The sequence below is a fragment of the Vreelandella neptunia genome (genome assembly GCF_000712975.1).
GTDB classification, from domain to species: domain Bacteria; phylum Pseudomonadota; class Gammaproteobacteria; order Pseudomonadales; family Halomonadaceae; genus Vreelandella; species Vreelandella qaidamensis.
The window spans coordinates 64,294-90,691 of record NZ_JHQL01000005.1; the positions used below are offsets into that span (position 1 = coordinate 64,294).

General features: G+C 52.0%; 31 protein-coding genes. 23 read left to right on the forward strand and 8 right to left on the reverse strand.

The window, feature by feature from the left end:
* Window positions 1-5: 5 nt before the first annotated feature.
* The 11 genes from CR46_RS0114750 (at window position 6) to CR46_RS0114800 (ending at window position 9,215) form a co-directional block, all read left to right on the forward strand.
* Window positions 6-707: a CoA transferase subunit A gene (locus CR46_RS0114750; RefSeq protein ID WP_030074144.1), complete on the forward strand. Its 702-nt coding sequence runs from the start codon at window positions 6-8 to the stop codon at window positions 705-707.
* Entirely contained in the window at window positions 697-1,350 is a 654-nt protein-coding gene (locus tag CR46_RS0114755) for a 3-oxoacid CoA-transferase subunit B (protein WP_030074145.1), read from the forward strand. Before CR46_RS0114750 ends, CR46_RS0114755 begins: the two co-directional genes overlap by 11 nt.
* Window positions 1,350-2,633 carry an ArgE/DapE family deacylase gene (locus CR46_RS0114760; protein WP_030074146.1) on the forward strand — a complete coding sequence of 428 codons (1,284 nt, stop codon included), beginning with the start codon at window positions 1,350-1,352 and terminating at the stop codon, window positions 2,631-2,633. The genes CR46_RS0114755 and CR46_RS0114760 overlap by 1 nt, the downstream gene beginning before the upstream one ends.
* Entirely contained in the window at window positions 2,630-3,820 is a 1,191-nt protein-coding gene (locus CR46_RS0114765) for an acetyl-CoA C-acyltransferase (RefSeq protein WP_030074147.1), read from the forward strand. The genes CR46_RS0114760 and CR46_RS0114765 overlap by 4 nt, the downstream gene beginning before the upstream one ends.
* A 67-nt stretch (window positions 3,821-3,887) precedes the next feature.
* Entirely contained in the window at window positions 3,888-5,354 is a 1,467-nt protein-coding gene (gene nhaC / locus CR46_RS0114770) for a Na+/H+ antiporter NhaC (protein WP_030074148.1), read from the forward strand.
* Between the two features lie 77 nt (window positions 5,355-5,431).
* Window positions 5,432-5,836 carry a universal stress protein gene (locus CR46_RS0114775; protein WP_030074149.1) on the forward strand — a complete coding sequence of 135 codons (405 nt, stop codon included), beginning with the start codon at window positions 5,432-5,434 and terminating at the stop codon, window positions 5,834-5,836.
* Window positions 5,837-6,138: 302 nt separating this feature from the next.
* Complete coding sequence (locus tag CR46_RS18005; protein ID WP_030074150.1) at window positions 6,139-6,624, forward strand: PAAR domain-containing protein; 486 nt, start codon at window positions 6,139-6,141, stop codon at window positions 6,622-6,624.
* Window position 6,625: 1 nt separating this feature from the next.
* Window positions 6,626-7,477 carry a polymorphic toxin type 44 domain-containing protein gene (locus CR46_RS18010; protein ID WP_030074151.1) on the forward strand — a complete coding sequence of 284 codons (852 nt, stop codon included), beginning with the start codon at window positions 6,626-6,628 and terminating at the stop codon, window positions 7,475-7,477.
* On the forward strand, window positions 7,477-8,058 hold the full coding sequence (locus CR46_RS0114790) for a hypothetical protein (protein ID WP_030074152.1): 582 nt from the start codon (window positions 7,477-7,479) through the stop codon (window positions 8,056-8,058). The genes CR46_RS18010 and CR46_RS0114790 overlap by 1 nt, the downstream gene beginning before the upstream one ends.
* A 67-nt stretch (window positions 8,059-8,125) precedes the next feature.
* The gene (locus CR46_RS0114795) at window positions 8,126-8,728 is read left to right on the forward strand and encodes a hypothetical protein (RefSeq protein ID WP_030074153.1); all 603 of its coding nucleotides are present in this window, start codon (window positions 8,126-8,128) and stop codon (window positions 8,726-8,728) included.
* A complete protein-coding gene (locus tag CR46_RS0114800; RefSeq protein WP_030074154.1) occupies window positions 8,721-9,215 on the forward strand; it encodes a hypothetical protein in 495 nt (164 codons plus the stop codon). The genes CR46_RS0114795 and CR46_RS0114800 overlap by 8 nt, the downstream gene beginning before the upstream one ends.
* Before the next feature lie 146 nt (window positions 9,216-9,361).
* On the opposite strand, the gene CR46_RS0114805 is transcribed toward CR46_RS0114800, so the two are convergent.
* From CR46_RS0114805 to CR46_RS0114815, 3 genes are all read right to left on the reverse strand, one after another.
* Window positions 9,362-9,751 carry a VanZ family protein gene (locus CR46_RS0114805; RefSeq protein ID WP_030074155.1) on the reverse strand — a complete coding sequence of 130 codons (390 nt, stop codon included), beginning with the start codon at window positions 9,749-9,751 and terminating at the stop codon, window positions 9,362-9,364.
* A gap of 125 nt (window positions 9,752-9,876) precedes the next feature.
* Entirely contained in the window at window positions 9,877-10,191 is a 315-nt protein-coding gene (locus tag CR46_RS0114810) for a GIY-YIG nuclease family protein (RefSeq protein ID WP_084180506.1), read from the reverse strand.
* Window positions 10,184-10,657 (reverse strand): YchJ family protein, encoded by a 474-nt coding sequence (locus tag CR46_RS0114815; RefSeq protein ID WP_030074157.1) that lies wholly within the window; start codon window positions 10,655-10,657, stop codon window positions 10,184-10,186. The genes CR46_RS0114810 and CR46_RS0114815 overlap by 8 nt, the downstream gene beginning before the upstream one ends.
* A gap of 154 nt (window positions 10,658-10,811) precedes the next feature.
* Between CR46_RS0114815 and CR46_RS0114820 the strand changes: the two genes are divergently transcribed.
* The gene (locus tag CR46_RS0114820; protein ID WP_030074158.1) at window positions 10,812-11,123 is read left to right on the forward strand and encodes a hypothetical protein; all 312 of its coding nucleotides are present in this window, start codon (window positions 10,812-10,814) and stop codon (window positions 11,121-11,123) included.
* A 106-nt stretch (window positions 11,124-11,229) separates the two neighbouring features.
* Here CR46_RS0114820 and argE read toward each other — a convergent pair whose 3' ends face one another.
* On the reverse strand, window positions 11,230-12,399 hold the full coding sequence (gene argE, locus CR46_RS0114825; RefSeq protein WP_030074159.1) for an acetylornithine deacetylase: 1,170 nt from the start codon (window positions 12,397-12,399) through the stop codon (window positions 11,230-11,232).
* 201 nt (window positions 12,400-12,600) lie between these two features.
* Between argE and ugpB the strand changes: the two genes are divergently transcribed.
* The 5 genes from ugpB (at window position 12,601) to CR46_RS18365 (ending at window position 17,210) form a co-directional block, all read left to right on the forward strand.
* A complete protein-coding gene (ugpB, locus tag CR46_RS0114830; protein WP_030074160.1) occupies window positions 12,601-13,926 on the forward strand; it encodes a sn-glycerol-3-phosphate ABC transporter substrate-binding protein UgpB in 1,326 nt (441 codons plus the stop codon).
* Between the two features lie 98 nt (window positions 13,927-14,024).
* The gene (ugpA, locus tag CR46_RS0114835; protein WP_030074161.1) at window positions 14,025-14,909 is read left to right on the forward strand and encodes a sn-glycerol-3-phosphate ABC transporter permease UgpA; all 885 of its coding nucleotides are present in this window, start codon (window positions 14,025-14,027) and stop codon (window positions 14,907-14,909) included.
* 31 nt (window positions 14,910-14,940) lie between these two features.
* Complete coding sequence (ugpE, locus tag CR46_RS0114840) at window positions 14,941-15,783, forward strand: sn-glycerol-3-phosphate ABC transporter permease UgpE (protein ID WP_030074162.1); 843 nt, start codon at window positions 14,941-14,943, stop codon at window positions 15,781-15,783.
* A 2-nt stretch (window positions 15,784-15,785) separates the two neighbouring features.
* Entirely contained in the window at window positions 15,786-16,838 is a 1,053-nt protein-coding gene (locus tag CR46_RS0114845; RefSeq protein ID WP_030074163.1) for a sn-glycerol-3-phosphate import ATP-binding protein UgpC, read from the forward strand.
* Between the two features lie 231 nt (window positions 16,839-17,069).
* Window positions 17,070-17,210 carry a hypothetical protein gene (locus CR46_RS18365; protein WP_156963081.1) on the forward strand — a complete coding sequence of 47 codons (141 nt, stop codon included), beginning with the start codon at window positions 17,070-17,072 and terminating at the stop codon, window positions 17,208-17,210.
* A 7-nt stretch (window positions 17,211-17,217) separates the two neighbouring features.
* Here the strand turns inward: CR46_RS18365 and CR46_RS0114860 are convergent, their stop codons facing one another.
* Window positions 17,218-17,883: an SDR family oxidoreductase gene (locus CR46_RS0114860; RefSeq protein ID WP_030074165.1), complete on the reverse strand. Its 666-nt coding sequence runs from the start codon at window positions 17,881-17,883 to the stop codon at window positions 17,218-17,220.
* A 125-nt stretch (window positions 17,884-18,008) separates the two neighbouring features.
* Window positions 18,009-19,010 (reverse strand): porin, encoded by a 1,002-nt coding sequence (locus tag CR46_RS0114865; RefSeq protein ID WP_030074166.1) that lies wholly within the window; start codon window positions 19,008-19,010, stop codon window positions 18,009-18,011.
* A 422-nt stretch (window positions 19,011-19,432) separates the two neighbouring features.
* Here CR46_RS0114865 and CR46_RS0114870 point away from each other — a divergent pair, with 422 nt between their 5' ends.
* The 6 genes from CR46_RS0114870 (at window position 19,433) to CR46_RS0114900 (ending at window position 23,827) form a co-directional block, all read left to right on the forward strand.
* Window positions 19,433-20,620: a glycosyltransferase family 4 protein gene (locus CR46_RS0114870; protein ID WP_030074167.1), complete on the forward strand. Its 1,188-nt coding sequence runs from the start codon at window positions 19,433-19,435 to the stop codon at window positions 20,618-20,620.
* Window positions 20,583-21,122 (forward strand): phosphatase PAP2 family protein, encoded by a 540-nt coding sequence (locus CR46_RS0114875; protein ID WP_030074168.1) that lies wholly within the window; start codon window positions 20,583-20,585, stop codon window positions 21,120-21,122. Before CR46_RS0114870 ends, CR46_RS0114875 begins: the two co-directional genes overlap by 38 nt.
* Window positions 21,123-22,035: 913 nt before the next feature.
* Entirely contained in the window at window positions 22,036-22,170 is a 135-nt protein-coding gene (locus CR46_RS0114885; protein WP_030074169.1) for an entericidin A/B family lipoprotein, read from the forward strand.
* A gap of 18 nt (window positions 22,171-22,188) precedes the next feature.
* Window positions 22,189-22,716 (forward strand): YqiA/YcfP family alpha/beta fold hydrolase, encoded by a 528-nt coding sequence (locus tag CR46_RS0114890; RefSeq protein ID WP_035536887.1) that lies wholly within the window; start codon window positions 22,189-22,191, stop codon window positions 22,714-22,716.
* Between the two features lie 76 nt (window positions 22,717-22,792).
* Window positions 22,793-22,969 carry a DUF6435 family protein gene (locus CR46_RS18370; protein ID WP_156963082.1) on the forward strand — a complete coding sequence of 59 codons (177 nt, stop codon included), beginning with the start codon at window positions 22,793-22,795 and terminating at the stop codon, window positions 22,967-22,969.
* Between the two features lie 12 nt (window positions 22,970-22,981).
* Window positions 22,982-23,827: a ChaN family lipoprotein gene (locus CR46_RS0114900; RefSeq protein ID WP_030074171.1), complete on the forward strand. Its 846-nt coding sequence runs from the start codon at window positions 22,982-22,984 to the stop codon at window positions 23,825-23,827.
* Between the two features lie 49 nt (window positions 23,828-23,876).
* Here CR46_RS0114900 and glnG read toward each other — a convergent pair whose 3' ends face one another.
* The gene (gene glnG / locus CR46_RS0114905; protein ID WP_030074172.1) at window positions 23,877-25,307 is read right to left on the reverse strand and encodes a nitrogen regulation protein NR(I); all 1,431 of its coding nucleotides are present in this window, start codon (window positions 25,305-25,307) and stop codon (window positions 23,877-23,879) included.
* On the reverse strand, window positions 25,304-26,362 hold the full coding sequence (gene glnL, locus CR46_RS0114910) for a nitrogen regulation protein NR(II) (RefSeq protein WP_030074173.1): 1,059 nt from the start codon (window positions 26,360-26,362) through the stop codon (window positions 25,304-25,306). Before glnL ends, glnG begins: the two co-directional genes overlap by 4 nt.
* Between the last annotated feature and the right edge of the window lie 36 nt (window positions 26,363-26,398).

Consider the following 26,398-nt stretch of genomic DNA (forward strand, 5'->3'; position numbering starts at 1 on the left):
ACACCATGACGCTGCTTAACCACAAGGTCTGTGAAATTGACGCGGCCATTGCCCAGATTCCTGATGGCGCCACCATCATGGTCGGTGGCTTTGGCTCGCCGGGCACGCCCTTTGCGCTGCTTGATGCCCTGCTGGCATCCGGCCAAGGCAACCTGACGCTGATCAAAAATGATGCTAACGAGCCCGGCATCGGGATTGGCAAGCTTATTGAAGCGGGCCGGGTCAAGCGCCTGATCACCTCGCATCTCGGCTTGAACCGGACGGCCATCGAAGCGATGAATAGTGGCCAGATGGAAGTCACCTTTCACCCCCAGGGGCTATTGGCGGAAAAAATCCGCTGTGCAGGCGTTGGCCACGGCGGCTTTCTCACCGATATCGGGATGGGAACGGAAATTGCCGAAGGGCGCCATGAGATCACTATCGAAGGCGCAACCTGGGCCATCGAACCGGCGCTTCAGGCAGATTTCGCCCTGGTACATGCCGAGCGGGCCGACCGCTACGGTAACCTCATCTATCGCGCCACCGCCAGCAACTTCAACCCCCTGATGGCCATGGCGGCTGATCGGGTAATTGCCCAAACCTACCGCATCGACGAACCCGGCGACCTGCCTATCGACACCATTCATACGCCCTGTGCCTTTATTAGCCAAGTCGTGCAGGTCGACCGCGCGTCCAGCCAGCAAGGAGTTCGCCCCCATGCCCTCTGACCAGCAACGCATGTTGACCCGTGCTGCCCGTGAAGTCATCGATGGCCAGATCGTCAACCTGGGCATTGGGCTGCCAACTCGCCTGTTCCACTATCTACCCGATGGCATGAATGTCCTGGTGCACTCTGAAAATGGCGTACTCGGCTGCCGCCCGCGCCACGAGGGCGAAACCCCGGATATCGACATGATTGACTCCGGCGGCGCGTATATCACCACTCGCCCGGGGGCCAGCGTGTTCGATAGCGCCACCTCCTTTGCGATGATCCGCCGCAGCCGCGTGGACGTTACCTTTATGGGCGCCTTCGAGGTTGATCAGGAAGGCAACCTGGCCAACTGGAAAATTCCCGGCAAGTTCTCACCAGGGATTGGCGGCGCCATGGAGCTGGCCCAGAAAGTCGCCCGGCTGGTGGTGCTGTGTTCGCATAATGATAAGCATGGCAACCCCAAGATTCTGACCCGCTGCCAACTACCCCTGACGGCCAGCCGCTGTGTGTCGCGCATTATCACCGAAAAAGCCGTGATGGACGTGACCCCAAAAGGGCTTGAAGTAGTGGAAATCGCTGAAGGGCTGAGCGTTGCGGCGCTGCGCGAAGCCACCGACGCTACTCTGCTGATTGATGAATCACGCCTGGGGAGGTTCTGATGCTTGATGCTACCGAACAGCGCATTATCGCCTGCTGCAACGCCTTGATGGACGACACTCTGGAACTGACCAGCGACCTGGTGAAAAGCTACAGCGTGATTGGCCAGGAACAGGGCGCGCTGGATACCATGGAGCGCCATCTTGAACGCCTGGGCCTGCCGGTCACCCGTGTGCCGCTGGATGCCCCAGGTTTTGAGGAGCACCCTCATCGGGCGCCCGCCGAGTGGCCCAGCACTGGGCGTTACAATGTGATTTCAGACCTCAACCCCGGTGCGCCAGGGCCGCACCTGGTGTTCAACGGCCATCTCGATGTAGTGCCCGCCGAACCTACCGATATGTGGACCCGCCCGCCCTGGGAGCCCTGGCAAAAAGATGGCTGGCTGTATGGCCGCGGCGCCGGCGACATGAAAGCCGGTATTGCCGCCATGGTGATGGCGGTTGAAGCAGTGCGCCAGGCAGGCGTCGAGATCAACTTCCCGCTCACCCTGCAAACCGTGATTGAGGAAGAGTGTACCGGCAACGGCGCTCTGGCTTGCCTGCACCAAGGCTACAGCGGTGATTTCGTGCTGATACCAGAGCCGTTCGGCGCTCAGATCTATGCAGGCCAGGTAGGTGTGCTGTGGTTCCGGATGCGCCTGGATGGCGTACCCGCCCACGTGCTTGACCCTTCCGCCGGGCGCAATGCCATTGAAGCCCTGCAGGACTATCTGCCCGCGCTGAAGACCCTGGAAGCGGAAATGAACAGCCTTGCGCGGCCTGAACTTTATGCCGACCACCCTCACCCCTTCAACCTGAGCATTGGCCGGGTGGATGCGGGCAACTGGGCCTCCAGCGTGCCGGCCCACGCCATTCTGGAAGGCCGCGTTGGTTTCCCCCCCGGCATGTCGCCGGAAGAGGCCATGCAGCGGGTTCGCGATACCCTGCAGGCCCGCCACGCCGAGCTTGATGACGCCACCCCGGCGCCCCAGGTGAGCTTTCACGGTTTTCGCTCTGAAGGGCATGTGGTTGATCTCGACACCCCGGGCATCCGGCTACTCTCGGAATGTCACGAAGCGCTGATCGGCGCGCCTCCCGGCCATTATATCTCCACCTGCACCACCGACCTGCGCGCCTTCCACGTATCCGGCAATATCAACGGTACCTGCTACGGTCCCGTTGCCCAGCGCATTCACGGTGTAGATGAGTGTGTGGAGATCGACTCAATCCGCCATGTACTGACCACCTATGCCTTGTTTATCCATCGCTGGGCAAAGATGGCTGAACAGCAGGAGAGCAACCAATGAGAAACGTCTACCTGGCTGACTATGCACGCAGTGCCTTCAGCCGCGCTCACCCCCGCAAGCCCGAGGTGGATGCCTGGGCCGACACCCGCAGCGATGCCCTGCTGGCCAGCGTTCTGGATGGCTTACTGGCGCGCAGCGATGTTGATGGCGCAGCGGTGGAAGACCTGAGTATTGGCTGCGCCCTACCAGTAAAAGAACAATGGAGCTTTGGTGGCCGCTACCCGCTGTGGCTGGCCGAACGCCTGGGCCCCAAAGGCCAGGCGTGCGCCACCCGGCAGATTGATCAGCAGTGTGGCTCCGGCCTTGCTGCCCTGCGCAACACCGCGCGGGAGATTCAGGCCGGTGCCGTTGAAGTGGGTATGGCCGGTGGCGTGGAAAACATGACCCGTGTGCCCATGGGCCCAGCCTTGTTCAAGGAAGGTGTGTTGACCAGCCCTGACGCGCTGCAACAGGCTGACTGGCTCGCGCTGGACGTGGTGCTCAATATGGGCCTGACCGCTGAGCGACTCGCCACGTCAGCGGGTATTTCCCGTGCTGCCATGGACGCCCTTGCCCTCAGTTCCCACCAGCGGGCGGCGAGCGCCGATGCAGCCGGCCACTTCGCTGGCGAACGTTTGACCCTGAACAACGCAGCCGGTGAGCCAATCAGTGTGGATGGTAACATTCGCGCCGATACCAGCGCCGAGCGTTTAGCGGGGCTGGACCCGGTCTTCATGCAAGGCGGCATGGTCACCGCAGGCAACAGCTCACCGCTGACCTCTGGCGCCGCCGCCACGCTTTTGATGTCAGAACCTGCCCTGCACCAGCACGGCATTAGCCCCTTGGCGCGGGTTGTGGCAATTGCCGACTGCGGCGTCAAGCCGGAAGAAATGGGGGCCGGAGCCGCCGCCGCTATCCAACGCGCCCTGAAGCAGGCGCAGCTAACGCCTGACGATATCAGCGTATGGGAAATCAACGAGGCCTTTGCGGCTGTGCCACTGCATGCCATGGGTGAGCTTTCGCTTGACCCCGAAAACGTCAATATCTGGGGCGGTGCCATGTCACTCGGGCATCCGTTAGGCGCAACCGGTATTCGCCTCGCTGGCACCCTTGGCCGCCTGCTGCAGCATCGCCAACAGCGTTACGGCTGTGCGGCGGCCTGCATCGGTGGCGGTCAGGGCATCGCCATCATTCTGGAACGCTGCTGACTGCCACTGGATTTACGAGAACAACGTTACGATAACAACGCTTGACCCCTAAGCAGGGAGAATAACAATGTCAACAACCACGCAAGACACCCATAAGCGTCCTTCATTTCTGGGCGCTATCACCGTTATCGGATTTCTGTGCTTCATGATGTTTGCACAGATTTTTATCCTCGGTGAAGACTGGGTGACGCATATTTCACTGATTTTCGCCATCGTGGTCTGCGCCCTGGTGGCACTGTATTCCGGCTTCAGCTGGCAGGATATCCAGAAAGGCATCCTGTATGGCTGTGAAATCGCCATGCTGCCGATGCTGATCTTGATGATGGTCGGGATACTGGTGGCCAGTTGGATCGCCTCAGGAACGATTCCATCGCTGGTCTATTACGGCTTGCAGCTGATCAACCCTTCGTATTTCCTGTTCACCGCGGTGATTGTCTGCGCTGTTGCCTCACTGGTCACCGGCAGTTCATGGACAACCGCCGCCACCTTTGGCGTGGCTTTTATCGGCATTGGCAGTGGGCTGGGTATTTCTCCGGCGATGACTGCCGGGGCAGTGATTTCCGGAGCAATCTTTGGTGACAAGATTTCACCAGTATCAGACTCCACCAACCTCGCCGCTGGGGTTGCCGAGGCCAACCTGTTCGACCACATCCGTTCGATGTTCTACACCACCGGCCCTGCACTAATCATTACCATTATTCTGTTCTTTTTTATTGGTATGCGCTTTGACGGCGAAGGGGCTGATATTTCGCGCACCGCTGAGCTTTTGGCCGGCATTCGCGAGAACTTTTCGGTCGGTCTGCTGCCCTTTATCCCTCCACTGGTAGTTGTGGTACTTGCCTACCGGCGTGTTAATGCGCTGGCGGTGATGGTGATTGGCAGCCTGCTGGGTGCGGGCCTTGCCGTGGCTACTCAGGGCGTTGCGCTAGGCAACATGATGAACTACATGAACTACGGCTATGTTTCGGAGACCGGCGTAGAAGCGGTTGATGACCTGCTCAGCCGCGGGGGTCTGCAAAGCATGATGTGGACCATCTCACTGGGCTTTATCGGCCTGAGCCTGGGCGGTTTGCTGGAAAAAACCCGTATGCTAGAAGTTATCCTGGAAAAGTTGGGCAAACTGGTCAGCAATTCACGCGGGTTGATCGTCACACACGTTTTCTCGTCGCTGGCCACTAACCTGTTCTCGGCCAGCCAGTATATTGCCATCATCATTCCGGGGCGCATGTTTGTACCCGCCTACCGTAAGCTGAAAATTCTGCCCTCGGTATGCTCTCGCACCTGTGAAGACTCGGCAACCGTCACGTCACCTCTGGTGCCCTGGGGGCTGGGTGGCGCTTACTACATGGGGGTGCTGGATGTTTCCGCGTGGGATTATATGGGCTGGACGTTTTTAGCCATCATCACGCCGATCATCGCTATTCTCTATGGCCTGTTCAACATCTTCATCTGGCGGGAAGGCGAGCGTAACGACGTTAACACCTATAGCCAGTCAAACGTTGAACACCAACCGTCAGCCGATCTAGCGAAGTAGATCGAGAACAGGCACGTGGCAAGAGGCGACCAAGCTATCGCCTCATGCCACCGCCTATCAGCCTGAGGATACATGTCATGTATAAAAATATTCTGATTACCACGGCGGCAGACAATAACTCGAATGTTGTGCAGAAAATCGACGTAGCACGTAAGTTGGCCGACGAAGATAGCACCATACAGATCATTTCTGTCATGGAGCGTATTCCGCCTTATATTGCACCATCACTGCCCAGTGATTACCGCGAAACCACCGCGCAACGCATTAAAGACGGTATTCAAAAGAAAATTGGCGACGAGCACTACGAGATTCATGTGGTGGAAGGCAATGCCGCCCATCAAGTGGTCAAGTTTGCCAAGCGCAATGGCGTCGACTGCATCATTATTTCATCGAACCGTCCCGGCTTTCCTGACCACTTTATGGGTTCCACCGCCTTAAATGTTGTGCGCCAGGCAACGTGTACTGTAACGGTAGTTCGGTAAACATCCCCTAAAGTAAAGCCAAAAACGCGGTGCGTTGCATCGCGCTTTATTACCAAACATAAAGAATATTTAAGCCAGGCAATTAATTGCCTGTTTTTTTATGCTTTTGAAACTTAACTACTATTTATTATGGATAATTAATCAAACGCTAAAAGTATCAATATTACACATTTTTTAGTATTTACCAGCCAGTGCTAGCTTGATAATTTAGCCAGCTCAAATCACTCTAACCATTTAAAAACTTCAGACGAGCAGTCACTTTAAGCATTCTTTAGTGGCTTTATCAGGAAGATAATACTGCCATGGAACAAGCGAAGCTTGGCGACCAAGTTGCCTGCCCCTGCAAGGGAGGCCCTCACCGCATTGTCAGTGCGGCCTCGACCACCTTTGTTGACGGCGTTCCCGCCGCCCGCGTTGGCGACCGCAGTTCCTGCGGCGCCAGTATCGTCACCGGCCTGGATTGGTACACCATTGAAGGTGCCGCGGCGGCCATTCACGGCAGCCAAACTTCATGTGGCGGAACGGTAATCGCAGCCTCCAGTGCTGTCACTGGCCAACCTTCAGGCGGGGCAAGCGCCTCGTCACTCCCCGGCATTCAACCACCTCGCTACAACCGACGCGTTGTTTTGCGTGATGAATACGGTTCCCCGCTTGCTAATCAACCCTATCGGTTAGTTCTGGAAAGTGGAGAAACAAAAGAGGGGAAAACCAACGCCGAAGGGGAAGCAGACCTGATGGATTCAGAGCTTTCCGCCAAGGTCGTCGACGTTTTGATCAGGAGCAGTTGAAATGGCCCAGTGGCAGCATATAGCACAAACCACCACCACCCCCGCCACGCTGGATGACCCTTTTATCGTCACGGTTCCCTGTCCACATAGAGATCAGGCGCTGGAAGTTGCTGCCTGGATCGTTGAGGAAATTCAGACCAACGTTGAATCCGACGACGCCCAGCGTATAAAGCAGCAGAACGCCTATAGCTGGCTTGAAGCCATAGAGCGCTGGCAGCGAGAAGGCGAGTCACTCAATATCGTTCAGCGCCTTGCTCGTGAAGTCACAAGGCCTAATTTTATGCAGATCGAAATGCAACTAAAAGCAGCGGCACTTGGCCGCTGGGCTTTACTGGTGAGGCCAGGCGGCGTATGGGATCACAAACAATACTTTGACCCAAGGGTGAATCCTGAGAGGGGAAGGCAGTTTGCAACCTTAGGTATCACGACTGAACCGTATCACCATAAATACCAAGGCTACGAATATTATTACGATATCTGGTCCAACATTCACTACGGTTATGTTGGCCGCTACATCGGCTTTTCTGAAGACAGCCTATTAGACGGCGCCGGTCTGGCGCAGTATCTCGATGATTTTAGAAAATTTGGTAGATCGCCAACTGACCGCAGTGATATTAACGGTGAGGGGGTTCGTCGCTTTGATGATGTAACCGACTACCTTTCAGTCCACTTAGGCATATCGTTGTATGAGCGTTTTACCCCTCAGCAGTTAACGGGCTCTCTACTAATGAATGAAATCACTCAAGTAGAGTATCCAGAGGAAAAGGGCTCCAAAATACCCCATACTTGCCAAGGGGTCAGACGGCGGCTGGAAGAAGTTAAATTGAAAAACAGCCAGGGAGCAGCACAATAATGTCATTCTATAGACGTAAGATTTTTATAATACCCCTAATTGTTGGCGTTGTTTTTTTTGCCTGGCAGCTTTATATCTATGGTGTTATGACCTACCAGCCTGATCCCAAACTTACTAAGAGCGCCGAAAACATCTTCGACTTTATAGATAAAAACGATATATTAAAAATCATCATAGAGAATGGAAATGCCGAGGCGTATATACGTGATGGTAGATTTCGTGCTAAACCGACAATACTAGAAAATCAAATCCCCAGTTCTGCAATAAAGAGTATAGAAGACTCAACCCTTAATATCAAAAACGCAAGCTTTACGAAAGTTTGCGGTCATTTTCAAGACTGCTACTTCGAGGCTTTTTTTAGAATTAAAAGACCTTTTGAAGTAAGCGGCTTTCCATTATACGCACCTTGGTGGTATTTAAGATACTCTCCTAGTGGGGCATATTTTGAGGAGGGCGTAATTCCATCGTTAGTAGATGCCCTCGAAAACACCGAAGAAGCCAGCCCCTTAAAAAATGGTTATTTATTCTGCGAGACTACAGAGTTGGCACATTGGTATCTCTGCACAGGTAAGCATCTCTAGCAATTGGCTATGCTGTGCTCAACCTTATTAAAAATCATCAACCAATACAGAGTATAATAATTTAAAAATGCATTTCTATCGCCGTAAAGCCATCATTATCCCGATGGTGATCAGCAGCATCTTTCTTACCTGGCTAAGCTATTTACTGGCAGTTGAGCGCTATCGGCCTGGAATAAAACAAACACAGGCTCTAACTACTCTTGCTGATCAAGTTCACGCCTTTATGCAACAAAACAACCTAAGGGCCATGGGAATAAAAAATGGCATAGTGTGGCCAGAATCACTACAAGACGAAACTTTTATCGATAGGCTTTTAGCCGCTATAACGGACGTAAATAGCAAGATAGAGCGTGTATCATTTTCTTACCGATGCCAACCTAAATTTTATTTTATTGCCTATTTTTATTTTGACCTACAAGAAGAGTTTGTTCCCGGGCCTTATCGCTACATTCAATACAACCCTGATGGCCATCTCAGACGCATACTACACCCAGATGAAATGCAAAATAGGCTGACAGAGTTTCAGCAACATAATCCATACGGCTGGACTGAGGAGTTCGTCCCCTCTATATCGGGAGCACTAAAAGAATGGAGGGCTAATAGTGGCTATTTTTATTGTGAGCCTTTAGAGCAAGAGCATTGGCATTTTTGCCGCGGGAAGTATGACTAACATTTATCATAAAGCTCCAAAAACAAACTTTATTCATACAATACGAGAGGCATTAATAGGCTTTGGATTTAAGCTATCTAGCCGCTTATACATATTACTTAAAACTGGACCAGCGTGGAATATTCGCGTAGAGCAACTACTTTCATACCCTACTGATAGCTTGGGATTTAGTTTGGGGTGTTTTTTATCACAGCACGAATTTGAACCTCAACCGCATTGCGAAAATCATGATATTTTTCATATTTTGACGGGTTACTCTACCAATACAGCCCAAGAGATAGCTATGCAATATTGGTTATGGGGGAATGGAAAGCGTAGCATTTACTCGGCTCTGGCAATGTTTGTCGGGATAATATTTTACCCTGATCACTATGGACTGTTTATAAGCTCCTACCGCCAAGGCACTTGGCATATTGCTATACATAGCATTGATTATAAAAATAAATTATCATTACCTATTTCAATTTTTAAGATTAAATTAAAATAATGAGTTAATAGAAGGGGACTCTCGGTCATGGTAAGTCTGAGACGAGAGAACACTTTCACTTCCGTGACCAGTGCTGATACAGAGTTGTGATGATATAACGATCTTGCTCAGCCTGAAGCCCAAAGGCTGTGAAAAAAAGCCTAACCTCACAGCCTCTTAATTAAATATCTATTTGTCAGATAGGCAATACTCACCGCCAGTGCTATACCGACAAAATTTGCGGCCAAGTCAAGAAGGTCAAATGTGCGAGACGAAATAAATAGTTGGCTGAATTCTTCACCAATGGTGAACAATGCGACAAGTACCGCACCATAATAAACGTTCAACTTTCCACACTGAAACGCTCGAAACTTCGAACCAATCACGGCTGCTAGTGTAAGAAAGCCAAACAACCCCATATGCCCCAGCTTATCGCCATAAGGGATGCTCCGAATAAAATCGAAAAATAGGCTATTTCCGCCAGTGTTAGCTAAATAGAGGATCCATAATATAAAAACAAAAAAGCAAACAGCGCTTGCTGATATTAATTTATACACACATCACGCCTTAAACTTAACTATTGGTTCTTATTCCCGAATGCTCCGACACTGGTTGGCGCACGCGGATGGAGTTTTCTTGATGCTTGGCAGTGATATTACCACTACCCGCCTGCCGCAGGCGGTTACCTCCTGAGAAAAGCGTCAGCATTATGGTTACTAACTTGTAACGTGTAAGGCCACTGAGTGGCCCATTCACGTTTTCGACGTGGCGTTTGGCGCTTCAGCGCATATTCAGCGCGGCTGGCCTCGGCGCGATCTGCGAATGGCTGCGCGCCAAGCAGTGCCAGCGGCGGGTTGGCACGGGTATAGCGTGCGCCTTTACCATTGCAGTGCGCTTGGTAACGTTTCGCTAGGTTATTGGTAATTCCCACATAGGTGCCGCGCTTGCACTCAAGTAAGTAGAGGTACCATTGGGTATCGGTATTGATACTACTCACCGCAACAACTCTTTATTTTTCGACCGCTGCCACATAGGCAGCGCTCATTTCGCCGTGGTTTAAGGCGCTCAATGGTCGGCACGCCATCAACATACCACCAGCGCCCGTCTTCAAACACAAACCGGGAGTTTTCTTCCAGCACCTGCCAGCGGTTTTGTTCACGAAAATAGGCTAAAAAATGTACCGTGCCCTGTTCCTCTTTTACTGGCGGTGCCGCCACAATCGTAAGCGCTTTCCACTGGGTATCTGGGTCGAGCTGCAGCTGCGCTGGCCGCGTTGATGGGTGCCAAGTGGCGAGTAAGTAATCGTGGCTATTCAACGCAAATGCCGTGTAACGTGAACGCATTAGCGCTTCAGGCGTCGGTGCCGTTACACCTTGATGATAAGGTTGGCAACACGCCGAGAGTGCAGCACCACTGCCGCACGGGCAGTTGGCTGACGTTGAGACTGGCGTTGAAAGCGTCATATTGAAGACTCTGTATTCTTTGGTTTATAGACTTGGTATACGTTTTGTTTCGGTATTGGCAAATAGTTAGGTATAGTACCAGAGCTACATCATCAGACAGACGGAGTACGACACACGATCGATCATTCTTTCCAAACGCAGTGGAGGTTCTCCTATGAAGGTTTACAAACCCGAATGGCAGTGCACGTTTAGCGTAAACGAAGGCGCGGTAGAATCAGCAACCTGGAAAGAGCGAATCGCGTGGCGGCTTAGACAAATCGCCGATCGACTAGAAGGCGGTGGCCGTACGGTAAAAATCGACTACAACGTCTCTCCGCACGTTAGCCGAGACGAAGTTGATACCTGTTTGGGGAAAGGGTTTGAGGTGACTCAGCGGCTGCTGACCCAACTTGCCCGCCAACAGGCCTGCGAAGATGTGATGCGCCATGCGAAAGCAGAGCTTTACGAAGAGCAACATCAGCATTAGTCGTAATGAGCAACGCAGCAACGTTTTAGAAAAACACCCGCCTGTCTAAACATTGGCGGGTGTTTTTTATTGTGTGCTATTTATATTCAAGGCTCATTAGCAGCCATCATCCCGAATAGGGTGTTTCTAACGCCTGACCTAATCGCTGCATAAACGCCGTGCATTCATGCAGCTGGGCCGTCTCAATATACTCATCGGGCTGATGCGCTTGAGCGATGCTGCCAGGGCCAAGAATGATTGTCTGCAAGCCCTGGCCTTGGAACTGTCCCGCTTCCGTGGCGTAAGCCACCGCATGGTCGCAGCACCCTGCTGGCAAATGGTCTTTGGCTAAGCGAAGCACCCGATCGTTTTCGCGGTCGGCCAAGCCCGGTACGGTCACGTTTAGCGGCTTAGTGGTAATTTCAACGTGCTTGCCTTTGGCCTGCAACTCAGCGCTTTGCTGGTCGCAATAGGCCTTAAAGCGCGCGTATATTTCGTCGAAGGTGTCCGTTGGCAGGTGACGAATTTCCCACTCGAACTGACACTCCCGCGCCATAATATTGATTGCCGTGCCACCTTTTATTTTGCCTACATGCAGGCTGGTGTGGGGCACGTTAAAGGCCTCGTCGACGCGGCCCTCTTCCACCAATGCCGCCATCGTGTCTTCAATAAACGTGACCAGCCTTGCCGCCACATGAATAGCTGACGTGCCTTGATTCACTTGGCTACTGTGGGCCTCCCGACCAATCACGGTGGTGCGCAGATTAGTTGCGCCTTTTTGAGCGACCACAGGCTGCATGCTAGTAGGTTCACCAACAATGACGTGGGCGGTGGTGGAGTAATGCTCGTAAAAGCGTTTAATAAGGCTAGGTGCGCCCACACAGCCAATTTCTTCGTCGTAAGAAAACCCGAAATAGATAGGCTGCTTCAGCGACGCATTGACCCAGACAGGCACCATGGCTAACGCACAGGCAATAAAGCCTTTCATGTCACAGGTGCCACGCCCGTAAAGACGGCCATCGCCGCCATCACGCAGGGTAAACGGGTCACTCGACCATGGCTGACCGGCCACAGGCACTACGTCGGTATGGCCAGAAAGCACCACGCCGCCAGGGGCATCAGGGCCTACGCGGGCAATCAGATTGGCTTTGGTTCCACACGGGCTCATCACTCGCTCTGAAGCAACACCATAATCAGCTAGATAGTGCTCAACAAATTCAATTAAGGCTAAATTTGATCCACTTGAGGTGGTATCGAATGATACTAGCTTCGCCAGTAAGGTAGTCACGTCAATCATTCTGCTCTCGCTAGTTAATCTCTTGATATTACCCTATCACCGCCATTCGCCTTTTCCTACTCAGCAGGCTTGCTGCCAACTAAACGTTGACTGTCACGTCGAGTTCATCGTGCATTCATGAAAACGTCATCTACACTTTCTAATGTTCAGTGCACCCAAAAACTTAATAAATGTACTGCGAACGACCCACAAGGAGCCGTTATGTCTCGTTTCACATTGCACGCGCTTACCCTAGGGGTGGCGACCGCCACGTTTAGCCTTTCTGCCCATTCAGCGACTGAAGTGACTTGGTGGCACGCCATGGGAGGCCAGCTTGGTGAAATCCTTGAAGAAATGACGGAGGAGTTTAACGCCTCCCAGGATGATTACCGCGTAACCCCAAGCTATCGTGGCAATTATACCGAAACGATGACCGGTGCCATTGCGGCGTTCCGTGCAGGCGAGCAGCCCCATATTTTGCAGGTCTTCGAAGTCGGCACAGGTACCATGATGAATGCTGATGGCGCCATTTATCCGGTGTATCAGCTCATGGAGGATCATGGCCGCGCATTTGATCGTGACGCTTTCCTACCTGCGGTAGTCGGTTACTACACCGACACGAACGGCAACATGCTGTCGTTCCCGTTCAACTCCTCAACGCCGATTATGTATTACAACCGTGACGTGTTTGAGGAAGCAGGTTTAGACCCTGAGCAGCCACCACAAACTTGGGATGAAGTCGCGGAGTATGCAACTCAAATTACCGAGTCAGGTGCTGCAAACTGTGGTTTCACCACCTCATGGCCAAGCTGGGTGATGCTGGAAAACTTCTCTGCCATGCACAACTCTCCGCTAGGCACGTTAGAAAACGGCTTTGGCGGAATAGAAACAGAGTTCAACTTCAACAATGAACTAGTGGCCCGCCACTGGGATAATTTGAAGACGTGGCAGGATGCGGATGCCTTTAAGTGGGGCGGCCCTGGTTCCGGCCCAGACTCTGAACCGCTGTTTTACTCACAAGAGTGTGCGATTTTCTTTGGCTCTTCTGCCTCTCGTGCGGATGTCGCTGCTAATTCCGACTTTGAAGTTGGTTTCGGTATGCAGCCCTACTATGACGACGTAGATGGCGCGCCACAGAACTCCATCATTGGCGGTGCCACCCTGTGGGCACTTCAAGGCCACACCGATGACGAGTATGAAGCCGTTGCTGCCTTCTTTGAGTACCTCTCACAGCCTGAAGTGCAAGCTGAGTGGCACCAGCAGACCGGCTACCTGCCAATCACTCAAGCGGCATGGGACTTAAGCAAAGAGCAGGGCTACTACGATGAGAATCCAGGCGCTGATATTTCGCTGAAGCAGATGACGCTAAACGAACCAACTGAAAACTCGAAAGGCCTGCGGTTTGGTAACTTTGTACAGATCCGCGACATCATCTCCGAAGAGATGGAGGCCGTGATGACCGGCGCTAAAACGGGCCAAGAAGCTGCCGATTCAGCGGTTGAACGTGGTAATCGATTGCTGCGCGACTTCCAATCAGCCAACCAGTAAGTAAGCACCCGCTCCGCCGCCTGCCTTTGGCAGGCGGCGAGCCTATTTTTAAGTGCCCCGCTTATTGGTGCCGTTTATAGACGCAGGATACGTCGCCTATGCAAACCAAACGCATGACTTTTCCAGGGCGTTTTTTGCCCTACGCCCTGCTGGCTCCTCAGGTCATTGTCACGCTGATTTTCTTTATTTGGCCTGCCGGTCAAGCGCTTTACCAATCACTGCTGCGGGAAGACGCCTTTGGTCTACGCACCACCTTTGTGGGCTTGGAAAACTTTGCGCGTCTCTTTCGCGATGGTGCCTATCTTAATTCGCTCTCAGTGACAGTGGTGTTTGCGGTAGGTACCACACTACTTTCCATGTCCGTTGCGCTGCTGTTAGCAAGTACGGTTAACCGCATGATCCGCTCACGCAGTACCTATACCACGCTGCTGGTATGGCCCTACGCGATTGCCCCGGCGGTTGCCGGTGTGCTGTGGTGGTTTATCTTCAACCCTTCGATTGGCATTGTGCCTTACATACTGGACATGGTTGGCTACCAGTGGAACCACCGTACCTCAGGCGCAGACGCCATGATGCTGGTGATTTTTGCCGCCGCCTGGAAGCAGATTTCTTATAACTTCCTGTTTTTTCTCGCTGGCTTACAGTCGATTCCTCAATCACTGATTGAAGCAGCGGCCATTGACGGCGCAAGCCCCATGAAGCGCTTCTGGACCATTATTTTCCCACTGCTGACGCCAACGACCTTCTTCTTGATGGTGGTTAACGTGGTGTACGCCATGTTCGATACCTTCGGCATTATTCACGCGACTACCCAAGGCGGCCCTGCCCAAGCGACCAACACGCTGGTCTATAAGGTCTACGCCGATGGCTTCGTAGGCTTGAACTTAGGCTCTTCGGCCGCTCAGTCGGTGATTTTGATGGCCATTGTGGTCGCACTTACGGTGGTGCAGTTCCGCTTTATTGAGCGCCGCGTGAACTACTAACACCGCTGGTTAATTGTTTGGGAGACTTTCAATGGTTGAAAACCGACCCTGGGCGAATTTTTTTGCTCATCTGACGTTGATGATTGGCGTCGCGGTGGTGGTGTTCCCTGTTTACGTTGCACTCGTGGCGTCTACCCAGGCACCGGGCGACTTGCTACGCGGCACGCTGCCGATGCTGCCCGGCGCTCATGGTATCGAGAACTTTACCCGCATGTGGCAGTCCGGCGTTTCCAACGCAGGTGCCCCACCAGCAGGAATGATGCTATGGAACAGCTTTGTTATGGCCATGGCGATTACCATAGGAAAACTGTCGATCTCGTTACTGTCGGCGTTTGCGATTGTTTACTTTCGCTTTCGTTTTCGGATGTTCTTCTTCTGGCTAATTTTCATCACGCTGATGCTGCCCGTCGAAGTACGCATTATTCCGACATTTCAGGTCGTTGCAGATCTCAATATGCTAAACAGCTTCGCGGGGCTTTCAATTCCACTGATTGCATCGGCCACCGCGACGTTTCTGTTTCGCCAGTTCTTTATGACGATTCCGGAAGAGATGCTGGAAGCGGCCCGAGTCGATGGTGCAGGACCACTCAAGTTCTTTAAAGACATCCTTATGCCGCTATCAGTTACCAATATCGCGGCGCTGTTTGTGATCATGTTCATTTATGGCTGGAACCAATACCTATGGCCACTGCTGATCACCACCGACCCTGACTACTACACCATTGTGATGGGCATTCAGCGCATGACCTCAGAAGAGAATCCCCAGTGGCACTTGATTATGGCCGCCGTGGTAATGGCCGCCCTGCCGCCCGTACTGGTGATTCTGTTTATGCAACGCCTGTTTGTAAAAGGCCTGACCGAGACGGAGAAATAAAGATGGCCAGCATTACCCTGGAAGGGCTAAAAAAAACCTATGCGGGCAACGTGGCTGCGGTCAAAGGGATCGACTTACAGATTGAAGACGGTGAATTTGTGGTACTCGTCGGGCCATCCGGTTGTGGAAAATCGACTCTGCTACGGATGGTCGCTGGGCTTGAAACCATTACCGAAGGCACGCTCAAAATTGGCGATCGGGTAGTGAATAAGCTAGAGCCCGCTGAGCGCGACATCGCCATGGTGTTCCAAAACTACGCGCTTTATCCACACATGACCGTCTACAACAACCTCGCTTATGGCTTAAAGAACCGAGGTTTCAAAAAAGATGACATTGATAAACGCGTGCGTTTAGCGGCCAAGATGCTGGAAATTGAAGACTTCCTGGAGCGCAAACCCCGCAAGCTTTCCGGCGGCCAGCGCCAACGGGTAGCGATGGGCCGAGCACTGGTGCGCGAGCCTTCAGCCTTCTTGTTCGATGAACCGCTTTCCAACCTAGACGCCAAGCTACGCGTACAAATGCGGGTAGAAATTAAACAGCTACAACGTCGCCTAAAAACCACCAGCCTGTACGTCACCCACGATCAACTGGAAGCAATGACCCTGGGCGACCGCTTGGTCGTACTAAATGCCGGGCAAATTGAGCAGGTAGGCACACCGATGGAGATCTACGCCCGTCCGGCCACGATGTTCGTTGCGGAATTTATTGGCTCCCCGGCCATGAACATGTTGCCGCTGGATTATCTGCGTACTCAAAGCAGCAGCGTGCTGGAACACCTTCCTGAAGGCACCGACACCCTTGGCATACGCCCTGACGACATGCACCTCACCCCGCCCGAGGCTCCCCATCTAGCTATCGACGCGACACTCATGCTTTTTGAAGCGGCAGGCGCGGAAAGCCATCTATACGTTAATCTCGCCGACAGCGAGCAACCCACGGTGATTCGCACCACGGGCCAGCCAGCCGTTCGTGAAGGGGAAACATTGCGCTTCTATGTAACCCGCGATGCGCTTCATCCTTTTAATAGCACCACTCGAAAGCGCACCGGTGTCTGACAGACATTGCGCTGAAACATCAGTCCTGAAAAACATCAGTCCTGAAAACATCAGCCTTGGAAAACATAAGCCCTGGCAAAAAATAGCGGGCGGCCAAGTGGGTAGCGCTTGCCGCCCACCTGGCCGTAGGCGTGCCTTAACGCTACCCTTCTGCTATGCATGACAACGTTCATACAGGTGTCATGGTTCATCGTTAGCGTGCCATAAAGGCCCAACAAAACGGTGACCATAATGGCGAATCAAACGCGCAAGCCGCTGAGCGATGAAGAAATCACCTACCTAGTCGAGCTGGCGAATGGCAACGCATTAGCCAAGCAGCGTCGCCGTGAGAAAAAACGCCAAGCGACAGCGGCGAAAAAACCCGTAGAGTAACCACGCGTTACCAGGGCAATAATTCACCGTTGGAGTGCCAGAAGCTGCCGCTATTTTCGAGGGTTAACGCCTCGATGCGTGCAATGATGCCAGCGGCGGCTTCTTGGGGTGAAATATGGCCGCCAAAATTAACCATACGGGTTTGGACATAGCCTGGATGCAGCTGCGCCACGGCAATACCTTGCGGCTTAAGATCCATTGCCAACGATTTTCCAAACGCATTTAGCGCCGCTTTAGACGCACGGTAGCCGTAACGCCCGCCAGAATCGTTATCGGCAATGGACCCCATGCGGCTGGTGATATTGGCAATTTTGCTGCCCTTTTTCAGCCGCGGCAACAGCGCTTCACAGACCCTTAGCGGTGCATAGGCGTTGATTTCCATCTGCGTTCGAATGCTGTCAAAATCAAGACTGCCCAAGGACTCATCCTGCAAAAGCCCCGCATTATTGATCAGCACATCCAGCGTTTCATCCTGCAAGGCGTTGGCCAACGCAGCGACGCTTTCTGGCTGCGTGACATCAATGCCTTCAATAACACGCTCTGCCGCCGCCTGCAGCGCATCTGACGATTCACGGCAAACACCGATTACCCGCCAGCCAGCCTGATGATACTGCTCGGCTAGTGCAAGCCCTACGCCTCGGTTAGCGCCAGTGATTACTACAGTCGATGTCATAGGAGTATCCTAAGGTTATTTTCAAATATAATAAATATTGTAACGCAAAAAGCCGATGCACTTTTAGTGCATCGGCAAAACGATCTTTATAAATTAATTACATGCTAAGGAATCTATCGAATCATTTAAAAATGATAACGTGCACCGATTGCGTAATACAGGTCGTCTTCGAAGTCATTAACAGCATCTTTATTCGCGTCATTCAATTCGACAAACACATCAAGATTGTTAGAAATATCATAATGCGCCGCAGCGGCCCAAGCGTCACGATCATCATCAGTATTATCTGGGTCAATATTGTAATAATCGAGATAGAAGGTCCAAGCGCCAGTGGCAAAAGTACCGCCCAGACCCACGGTGTCAAAACCACCTCCTCGCGTATCGCTATCACCACGGGTTTCATACCCTAAGCGCGCAGAAAAAGCGTCATTTATATCGTACGTGGCTGTAGTGCCAAAACGCGTTTCACCGTTGCCACCGCCACGAGCGGTGTCTTCTACGTAACCAAGCGCTAAGCGAACAGGGCCAGTCGCGTAAACGATGCCACCCTGTGTAGCGATCACACTGCCTTCGCTAGACTGCTGTGCTTCAGTAAGCCCACGCTCAGAAAAGTGTTTCGCTGAGAAAACCGCCTGAAAACCATTGATTTCAGGTGTTTTATAGCCAATCGAGTCACCACGTGCCTGTAGGCCACCACCGGCGAATTCATAACCGCGCTCGATGTAAACATCGAACGGTGTCATGACGTAGTTATCGTAGTAACTATTATAGTTACCGGCCATAAACGTACCGTACTGCTTACTTTCGAGGCCAAGGTAGCTATTACGTACTTCATCAAAGCCTGGACGACTGCGCTCATCCCCAGTAAAGCGCCATTCTACTCGAGCAAACGCACGCAGATCCGCGTTGATTTGATGGCCTGCCGTAAAGCGCAAACGAGAACCGAAATTACGGAACTCTTCACCGTTATCAACGCCATCTTTTTCACCGCCGCCTTCAAACCCCATGGCGATGCGGCCATAGATATCTAGCTTTGTACCATCTTGGTCATACACTACTGCCGCTTGGGCTGCAGAAGCACCTAATAAACCACTGACCGCCAGAGCAAGTGTCGTTTTTTTAAACATGATTGATCCCATAAAGTCGTTAGCGCTTTTTATAAGCACTTATATTTTCAGTAGATCTAGTTTCAATAGATTTTAAATGACAAGATGTATTCGTTTTTTCTGATCATAACTCCTTCAGAAAAACAAGAATTTTATTATCAATGTATTTTTATTTAACCTTTAACTGCGCATTGCGAAGGCACTGTTTAGGATATGCTTACCTTGTCATCGATCACTTTAAAGGCTCTATGTGTCATTCTTCTTAAAGTTTTATTTTTTAGTTATTTTTCTGAAAGCTAAGAATAAGTAGCCAGACCAACATACTGACCTGCTAAAACACTTGGCATCCCCCTTGTCATCCCTTGTTCACTAGGCTGTCTTGGCAGTGTCACTGTCGCTGCGCATAGTGGCTACAACGTGATAGATAAAGGGATGAATCGCTCATGCGGCTCTGTATCGTTAGCGAAACCTGGTCACCAGAAATCAACGGTGTCGCGCATACCCTGAATAGGCTATGTCGTGAGCTCACCCGGTTGGGGGTAACCGTGGATGTTATTCGTCCCATCCCTAAGGTGCCTGGTATCGCCAGCAAGGTTACTCAAGGGTTAGCTCAAGAGCCGTCTCAAGAACTTCAGGTACGGCGCTTCGCGTTACCCGGTTATAACGACGTGCAGATTGGGCTTGCCAGTCCCGCCAAATTACGCCGCTTTTGGCAGCAGCAACGGCCTGATTCAATTTACTTGGCGACCCAAGGCCCGTTAGGCTGGGTCGCTCGCCAGGCGGCACACCAATTAAATATTCCACTGGTGGCTGGTTGGCATACTAACTTTGACCACTACTGCCATAATTATGGAGTCCCCTGGCTAGCTGCCGCCACACGGCGCTATTTACGCTACTTTCATAACGGTTGCGACCTTACCCTAGTGCCTACTCAACAGCAGGTCGAAGCACTGCGCGGTCAGGGTATTCACGATGTACAGGTGCTCTCACGAGGTATCGATGGCGATAAATTTTCACCCGTCCACCGTGACGATGCTCTACGCAAGCAGTGGGGTGTTAGCGAACATCAACCGGTTGCCCTATACGTGGGTCGCTTAGCACCAGAAAAGAACCTGGCATTGCTACAAGAAACGCTGCAGGCCATGAGCGACGTGCGCCCCGATATGGCTCAGGTAATTGTTGGTGATGGCCCCGGCCGCGCTCAGTTACAAAACGCGTTGCCAGATGCCCACTTCACCGGCTTTATCAATAAACAAGCACTAGCACGTCACTATGCCAGTGCCGATATGTTTATTTTCCCTTCTCAATCGGAAACCTGGGGGAATGTGGTAACCGAAGCCATGGCCAGCGGATTGGCAGTCGTGGCTTATCACCATGCTGCCAGCGCTGAGCTAATTCAAAGTGGGCATAACGGCATCACCGTTCCAACTGACGAGCCGCTTGCCTTTCAGCAGGCTGCCGTCGCGTTATGCCAGCACCCTGCAGACTACGCTCGCCTTGGAAGAATCGCCCGCCTACGCGCGTTAGAACAAAGCTGGTCGGGAATCGCAGAGCAGTTTTTACGCTACTTACAAAACGCCCAGGAGACCCACCATGCGTCCGCGTCCGCTTGTCGTATTCGATCGTCTTGATGTACTGGAATGGCAGCTTTGCCAGCGAGTAACACACTTAACGCTTTATCGCCCCTGGCGGCTAACGCTGCAAACGGCCAGTAAACTAGGAGACTGGCCTGTCTGGGTGCTATTAATCGCCGCACAGCCCTGGTTACAACCTAACGGCGCTTGGCGCATCATGCAGTACAGCGCCATCGCACTATTCGCAGTCGCTATTTATAAATTGGTAAAAACGCGGATGTGTCGTGAACGTCCGTTCATCACCTACTTAGGCGGCGTCCACTGTGGCGAGCCTGCTCGGGATAAATACAGTTTCCCCAGCGGCCACACTATGCATGCGGTCATGTTTAGCGTGCTAGTGGCCGCCCATACCCCCTGGCTGCTTCCCATTGTGATTCCGCTTAGTTTACTGATCGCTGTTTCACGGGTAGGGCTTGGGTTGCACTATGTCAGCGATGTCATTGCTGGCGCTGCCATGGGCTACGGCTTCGCGCTGCTCAGCCTTTATTGGATGGGATAAAAAAACCACCAACGCGAGCGAAGGTGGTTTTTGACATTATTGTCTAATTATCGTTGTTTCTTCTTCACTTACATATCGGGAGGCAAATCGTCACGATCCTCTAATGTGGTCATAAAGGATGTTTTAAACATCATATAAAGGCCGACCCCCGAAAACCCTAGAAACAGCACAAACATGCATAACATCAATACCATCGCCATAGCGCTTGTCCCTGGAAGTTTGCGGCTGCTGCGTTGACGTTTTCTAACCGCTGAATTTTGGTTTAAACATGAGGATAGACCAAAATGTCCTGCCTATTGGGTACAAAAGCTACTCAAAAAAATAGACAACACCTAATATTCAATAAAATCAAAATGTTAAAAACCTTTAATTAACGCAAAAAAACCACCTCGCTTTCACGAGATGGTCGTTTTGCATCATTACCACTCCCTGGCGGTGATGATCAGCGTTTCCTTACACTGATAAGGGTGAGCAGGCTGACTGTCCTTTCATGTCCTTTCGCTGATATGGCTCCATGCCTTCCTTAGTTACCTATCAGCCTGCTCACGCTGTTTACTGATTGCGACTAGACTTGAGCTTAAGTAGTAATAACAAATAGCAATAACGATAGCTTATTTTTTAAATTTAAGGTTACTTATAAGTTGTCTACTCATAACTTTGCAGATAATAGGCCAAAAATCATAAATATGAAAAAATTACTTTATTAACAATTATTTATATGGAAACAAACCATGCCAGTCACGGTTCGATATGTCGCAATTTTATGGCTAAAACTGACACATGCGACAAAATCGCATTGTCAGTTGACACAATCCATAGGGAAACCTGTGGCACCAATAGCACTCAGCGATTATTTTAAATAGCAGCGTACAGCACTGCTTATTGCACGCCCCACCTACTGAGGAATCATTTGATGAAACGTACAATGGCTACCCTTTTATTAATAATAGTGACTCTAGTGAGCATCAGTGGCTGTAATACCATTCGCGGTGCAGGCGAAGACATTGAGCGCGGCGGCGAGGCTATTCAGCGCTCTGCAAGTAGTTAAGGGTTGCAACTGATGACAATGATGACCGTCTATCTATCACATGGTTTGGAAAGCGGGCCTAACGCCCTGAAAGTACAAGCTTTAAAAAGAGTCGCTGAACAGCGCCATGACTGTGAAGCCGTGGTCATAGACTACCGCGGCATAGCAGCGCCTCAGGAGCGCTTACAATATTTGCTCAATGTGATCGCCGATCGAAACGATTCGTTAGCTAACTGCGTGATGGCAGGCTCCAGTCTTGGCGGATGGTTAAGTGCAGCAGTAAGTGCTCACGAACCCGTGCTGGGCTGCTTTTTACTAGCCCCGGCACTTGGCCTGCCAAACTACCCACAAACCTCACTCACATTGCAGGCAGCCCACACGCATATTATTCATGGATGGAGAGATGACGTCGTGCCATCTGGCCCTGTTATTGAACATGCCCAAAGTCAACGCCTGTCGTTACGCCTGCTTGATGATGACCATCGCCTTCATAACAGCCTGGAAACGATACTTACCGATTTCGAGCATTTCCTAGCCCAGTGTGCTTCACCTCTGCCCTCTCACTAACAACGCGTTACAACAAATAGTCGACATGAGCCAAATAAAACTATACAAATGGTGTACACACATAAGGAGAGTGCTCATGTTTGGTTTATTTAAGCGCGACCCCAAGAAAAAGCTACAGCAAGATTACGAACGCAAGCTACAAGCAGCCATGGAAGCTTCACGCAATGGTGACATGCGAGCCAACGCCACACTAACGGAAGAAGCAGAAGCAATTTTAGCTGAGATTAATCGCCTAAAAGCAGAAGAACGCTAGGATAAATCGCCCATGCGCCATCGTGTCATTGCTGCCGTCGCTTTTAGCTGGTTGCCTTTGTCTGCACACGCCAGCTGCCCATCGCCTGGCCAATGGTGGCAATCGCAAAACAGCGTTGCCAACAGTGCTATTTTAACCCAGGCATCACAGCATCAGGTGGTGCTTCTAGGCGAGCAGCATGACGCAGCTGACCACCACCGTTGGCAGCTGCACACCCTGGCGGGGCTTCATGCATTGCGTGATGATATGGTCATTGGGTTAGAAATGTTGCCCAGAGGAGTGCAAGATGTTCTTGATGATTGGGTGGCCGGTTTATTGACCGAAGAAGAACTGCTAGCACAGTCCCACTGGGAAGAAACCTGGGGGTTTGATGCCAATCTTTATCTCCCTATATTTCATTTTGCCCGCCTTCACAACATCCCTCTGATTGCGCTAAACATTACCCCTGAGCTCCGCCAGCGCTTGTCTAGTGAGGGGTTCACTAATGTGCCTGCCGAACAGCGCCACCATATTCCTGCACCGTTGCCCCCCAGCGATCGCTATGAAAAGCGTTTAAAGGAGGTATTTGATCAGCATGCCATGGGCGACGACCCCGCCATGCTAAATCGATTTGTACAGGCTCAGCTTAGCTGGGATGTCGCCATGGCCGAAGGGCTAGCGAATGCCGCCACAGAAGGCGCACTTGCCGTTGGCTTAATGGGCCTAGGCCATGTCATTTACCACGATGGTGTACCACATCAACTAGGTGGGCTGGGGGTGGATCACACCTTCAGTTTACTGCCCTGGTCAACAGAAGCCTGTGCCCCCCCCAACCCTGAATTAGCAGATGCGGTTTTTGTACTGCCAACGGCGGAGTAACCGCTGGCAGATTGGTTGCTAACAGGGTGTTTGCTAGAAAAATGGTCGGTTAGGCATCATCTGCCAGCGCAGGCAGTAGCGTTTTTAGCTTACGGGTAAGGGTATTACGCCCCCAACCAAGCAATTCAGCGGCTTCCCCTTTGCGGCCACCGGTATGCTTCAGCGCCGTTTCAATTAGAATACGTTCAAAATCCGGCACGGCTTCTTCTAATAAGTGGGTGTGACCTTCCGCAAGCGCATGATCCGCCCAATCCCTAAACGCGGAACGCCAATCGCCATGCGCGCTGCTGTCAGAGGCAGTGACAGAGCGCAACTCGGGAGGCAGGTCCTCCACCAGAATCTCACGACCAGACGCCATTACCGTCAACCAGCGGCAAATATTTTCTAACTGGCGTACATTGCCAGGCCAAGGAAGGCGGGTAAGGTGCGTTTCAGCATCGGGGGTGAGCACCTTAATGTCTGTCGATAACTCTTTGGCTGCTTCTGCCAAAAAATGACGTGTTAAGCGTGGGATATCTTCGCGGCGCTCGGCAAGGCGTGGCAAGTGCACACGAATCACGTTTAAACGGTGGAACAAGTCTTCCCGAAACCGGCCGTCGTCAACTAACGACTCCAGGTTCTGGTGAGTCGCGGCAATAATACGCACATCGACCTTAACGGGGGTGTGTCCGCCCACGCGATAAAATTCACCGTCGGCTAACACGCGCAGCAAACGCGTTTGGGTCTCAGCGGGCATGTCACCAATTTCATCCAGAAACAGCGTCCCACCGTTAGCCTGTTCAAAGCGACCTTGGCGCTGCTGCGCCGCCCCGGTAAACGCCCCCTTCTCATGGCCAAACAGTTCGGACTCAATCAGATCACGGGGGATCGCTGCCATATTTAGCGCGATAAACGGCTTACCTGCCCGGGGGCTATGCTGGTGCAACGCCTGCGCCACCCGCTCTTTACCGGTGCCAGACTCGCCGTTAATTAATACCGTGATGTGGGAATGAGAAAGCCTTCCGATCGCGCGAAACACTTCCTGCATGGCCGGCGCTTCACCAATGATCTCAGCACTCAACCCTTCCGGCACGCTGACTGGGCGCTGACGCTCTCTGGCATGAGCTACCGCACGGCGTACCAGGGCCAGCGCTTCGTCCACATCAAAGGGTTTAGGCAAGTATTCAAATGCTCCCCCTTGATAAGACGCCACGGCGCTGTCGAGATCTGAATGCGCAGTCATCACAATAACAGGCAGATCTGGATGGGCATCACGTACCCGAGACATCAAATCAAGCCCATCAATGCCAGGCATGCGAATGTCCGTGACAAGCACATCGGGGGGATTTTCTAACAACCGCTCCAGCGCGGTATCGGCACGTTCAATACATTCAACGTCCAGGTCTGGCTGCGCTAAAGCCCGCTCTAATACCCAACGGATGGCGCGGTCATCATCGACAATAACCACTCGTGCAACATCGGTTTGTGTCGCCTCAGTCATGACGCTTCTCCGGTGCAATTAATAACCAATGGAATCAGTAAACGAAATTCGGTATGTCCAGGGCGTGAGTCGCATTCGATCAATCCTTGATGTTGGTGCAAAATCGACTGAGCAATCGATAGCCCAAGGCCGCTACCTTCAGCGCGCCCAGAAACCATGGGATAGAAAAGCGTTTCACGTAACGTTTCAGGTATGCCAGGGCCGTTATCAATCACCCCTACTTCACTGACTAAACGATGACGTTCGGCACCCAACGTAAATTGGCGGCGCGCGCGGGTGCGAAGCGTAAGTTCCGGCGAGGGAGTCCCTGCATCGCTCATGGCCTGCACGGCATTGCGCGCCACATTTAATAAGGCTTGGATCATTTGAGATTCATCGCCGGAAAGGTCCGGCAAACTCGGGTCATAATCACGTCGAATCTCAACATGCGGATGCTCGGCAATCAGCAGTGCCCGCACCCGCTCTAACACCTTATGAATATTGACCGGCTCATGTTTGACGATGCGATTGGGACCCAACATGGAATCGACCAAATCTCTCAGGCGGTCGACCTCTTCAACAATAATATGGGTAAATTCGCGCAGCGCCGGGTCGTCCAGGTCACGTTCTAACAACTGAGCAGCACCGCGAATCCCGCCTAGCGGATTTTTAACTTCATGGGCCAAACCTCGAGCCAGCACTTTGATAGTCTCTTGCCGAGTGGTCAGCGCTTCTTCGCGGGAGATCTGCATCAGCCGGTCCCGTGGTTCTACCTCTAACAGCAGCTCATCGGCTGAAAGCGGGGTCACCGTGTAGTCCACCGTTAAAGGCTCGCTGTTCAGCGGCGTAATGCGTGCTTCTCGCTGGGTATAGGGATGAAAGGCATCCCGCGCCTTGGCGAGGACATCGTCAATACTCTCATCGCCCCCTAGCAGCGTATCTAAACTAATGCCCTGGACACGGCTAAAACTCACCGCTAACAACGCTTCTGCAGCTGGGTTCATCCAGCGAACGCGGAGTTCACCGTCTAGCAGCAAGACTGCGGTGGTGAGATGTTCAAGTAAGCGCTGGTACATGGCGTATCCTGAAGCGTCGCTGTAAAAAATAGTGTT

What these genes read in the sequence shown, in the direction of transcription:
- CR46_RS0114800 (WP_030074154.1), top strand. Translation starts at nt 8,721, where the DNA reads ATGACTAACATTTATCATAAAGCTCCAAAAACAAACTTTATTCATACA.
- CR46_RS0114755 (WP_030074145.1), top strand. Translation starts at nt 697, where the DNA reads ATGCCCTCTGACCAGCAACGCATGTTGACCCGTGCTGCCCGTGAAGTC.
- CR46_RS0114790 (WP_030074152.1), top strand. Translation starts at nt 7,477, where the DNA reads ATGTCATTCTATAGACGTAAGATTTTTATAATACCCCTAATTGTTGGC.
- CR46_RS0114760 (WP_030074146.1), top strand. Translation starts at nt 1,350, where the DNA reads ATGCTTGATGCTACCGAACAGCGCATTATCGCCTGCTGCAACGCCTTG.
- glnL (WP_030074173.1), bottom strand. Translation starts at nt 26,362, where the DNA reads ATGTACCAGCGCTTACTTGAACATCTCACCACCGCAGTCTTGCTGCTA.
- ugpA (WP_030074161.1), top strand. Translation starts at nt 14,025, where the DNA reads ATGCAAACCAAACGCATGACTTTTCCAGGGCGTTTTTTGCCCTACGCC.
- CR46_RS0114900 (WP_030074171.1), top strand. Translation starts at nt 22,982, where the DNA reads ATGCGCCATCGTGTCATTGCTGCCGTCGCTTTTAGCTGGTTGCCTTTG.
- CR46_RS18005 (WP_030074150.1), top strand. Translation starts at nt 6,139, where the DNA reads ATGGAACAAGCGAAGCTTGGCGACCAAGTTGCCTGCCCCTGCAAGGGA.
- CR46_RS0114890 (WP_035536887.1), top strand. Translation starts at nt 22,189, where the DNA reads ATGATGACCGTCTATCTATCACATGGTTTGGAAAGCGGGCCTAACGCC.
- CR46_RS0114845 (WP_030074163.1), top strand. Translation starts at nt 15,786, where the DNA reads ATGGCCAGCATTACCCTGGAAGGGCTAAAAAAAACCTATGCGGGCAAC.
- CR46_RS18370 (WP_156963082.1), top strand. Translation starts at nt 22,793, where the DNA reads ATGTTTGGTTTATTTAAGCGCGACCCCAAGAAAAAGCTACAGCAAGAT.
- CR46_RS0114765 (WP_030074147.1), top strand. Translation starts at nt 2,630, where the DNA reads ATGAGAAACGTCTACCTGGCTGACTATGCACGCAGTGCCTTCAGCCGC.
- ugpB (WP_030074160.1), top strand. Translation starts at nt 12,601, where the DNA reads ATGTCTCGTTTCACATTGCACGCGCTTACCCTAGGGGTGGCGACCGCC.
- CR46_RS0114860 (WP_030074165.1), bottom strand. Translation starts at nt 17,883, where the DNA reads ATGACATCGACTGTAGTAATCACTGGCGCTAACCGAGGCGTAGGGCTT.
- CR46_RS0114815 (WP_030074157.1), bottom strand. Translation starts at nt 10,657, where the DNA reads ATGACGCTTTCAACGCCAGTCTCAACGTCAGCCAACTGCCCGTGCGGC.
- argE (WP_030074159.1), bottom strand. Translation starts at nt 12,399, where the DNA reads ATGATTGACGTGACTACCTTACTGGCGAAGCTAGTATCATTCGATACC.
- CR46_RS0114865 (WP_030074166.1), bottom strand. Translation starts at nt 19,010, where the DNA reads ATGTTTAAAAAAACGACACTTGCTCTGGCGGTCAGTGGTTTATTAGGT.
- CR46_RS18365 (WP_156963081.1), top strand. Translation starts at nt 17,070, where the DNA reads ATGGCGAATCAAACGCGCAAGCCGCTGAGCGATGAAGAAATCACCTAC.
- CR46_RS0114885 (WP_030074169.1), top strand. Translation starts at nt 22,036, where the DNA reads ATGAAACGTACAATGGCTACCCTTTTATTAATAATAGTGACTCTAGTG.
- CR46_RS0114795 (WP_030074153.1), top strand. Translation starts at nt 8,126, where the DNA reads ATGCATTTCTATCGCCGTAAAGCCATCATTATCCCGATGGTGATCAGC.
- CR46_RS0114870 (WP_030074167.1), top strand. Translation starts at nt 19,433, where the DNA reads ATGCGGCTCTGTATCGTTAGCGAAACCTGGTCACCAGAAATCAACGGT.
- ugpE (WP_030074162.1), top strand. Translation starts at nt 14,941, where the DNA reads ATGGTTGAAAACCGACCCTGGGCGAATTTTTTTGCTCATCTGACGTTG.
- CR46_RS0114820 (WP_030074158.1), top strand. Translation starts at nt 10,812, where the DNA reads ATGAAGGTTTACAAACCCGAATGGCAGTGCACGTTTAGCGTAAACGAA.
- CR46_RS18010 (WP_030074151.1), top strand. Translation starts at nt 6,626, where the DNA reads ATGGCCCAGTGGCAGCATATAGCACAAACCACCACCACCCCCGCCACG.
- CR46_RS0114750 (WP_030074144.1), top strand. Translation starts at nt 6, where the DNA reads ATGACGCTGCTTAACCACAAGGTCTGTGAAATTGACGCGGCCATTGCC.
- nhaC (WP_030074148.1), top strand. Translation starts at nt 3,888, where the DNA reads ATGTCAACAACCACGCAAGACACCCATAAGCGTCCTTCATTTCTGGGC.
- glnG (WP_030074172.1), bottom strand. Translation starts at nt 25,307, where the DNA reads ATGACTGAGGCGACACAAACCGATGTTGCACGAGTGGTTATTGTCGAT.
- CR46_RS0114775 (WP_030074149.1), top strand. Translation starts at nt 5,432, where the DNA reads ATGTATAAAAATATTCTGATTACCACGGCGGCAGACAATAACTCGAAT.
- CR46_RS0114875 (WP_030074168.1), top strand. Translation starts at nt 20,583, where the DNA reads ATGCGTCCGCGTCCGCTTGTCGTATTCGATCGTCTTGATGTACTGGAA.